This window comes from Photorhabdus caribbeanensis, assembly GCF_018448885.1.
GTDB classification, from domain to species: domain Bacteria; phylum Pseudomonadota; class Gammaproteobacteria; order Enterobacterales; family Enterobacteriaceae; genus Photorhabdus; species Photorhabdus caribbeanensis.
In genome coordinates, this window is the sequence record NZ_RCWB01000115.1 from 1 (window position 1) to 968 (window position 968).

The window sequence follows — 968 nt, forward strand, 5'->3', positions numbered from 1 at the left end:
CCCGGCGTTAACTGTTGCTGTTTGCCAAAGGCGACACCGGCATCCATCAGCGCTTTAAACTGCGCTTCGTCGTTGTTGTAGCCCGGCAGATAGCGCTGGCCGGTCAACTGGGTGATTTGGTCGCGCACCAGCCGCTGTTCGTAGAACCCATCGCCCAGGCGTTTGTGAACCAGCGCCGGGTCGTGAGTGAGCTGTTGCCGCATATAGTCCGAGCCCAGCCACTGTTTGTACTGGGTGAATTTCGGGTCGGTCTCGACCAGATAGTGGCTGTCACTGCCCGGTTGCACGGTATACAGGCTGTTATTCGGCAAGCGGGTATCGGGCGTCACCACGCGTATCACCGGGTCGACTGTTTGTCCTTTGACGGTTTCCGGGGGCAAACTCAGTTCAAACGGCTGACCGGGCGGCAAGACCAGCGGCTGATTTTTGATACCGTTCACCGGCGTAACCGCCGTGGGGGCAGCGTGTATCTGACCGGTTTGTCGGTCGGCGATGGTGATACCGGGGGCCGCCGGGCGGGTATGCGCCTGCCAGGCCAGCGTTTTCAGGTCGAGGGTTTCTATCACTGGGGCGGGGGCATAATTGCTGCGGCTTTTTCCCTGCGAGGTTTTGGTGCCACCGAACCCGAACTTTTTGTGTTTGGTCTTTTTGGCGTACCAGTGGGTCTGGCGACCTTTATCGGTGGTGATACGTTCGCCCTGAGTGGCAATATTGTGCAGTTCGCCGATTTCTCCATCCAGCGCCCCGCCGGCGACAATCTGGCTGTCGTGATTAGTGACCTGCGCACTGTTGAGCGTCATATTGCCCCCGGCCAGAATTTTACCGGGGTCACTCTGTTTAACCTGAGTTTCCTTGACGGTCCGGGTGTACTGATATTCGTAAAAGTCATTACTGCGGCTGCCATCCGGCATGATGGCATCGTGCACTTTGTATTTATTGCGGTGGGAAGTGTCCACCTGTGACCAGTC

General features: G+C 57.6%; 1 pseudogene. It reads right to left on the minus strand.

From position 1 onward, the window contains the following. Positions 1–968 (minus strand): annotated as a pseudogene (locus EAE90_RS23210) (S-layer family protein); the annotation flags it as partial.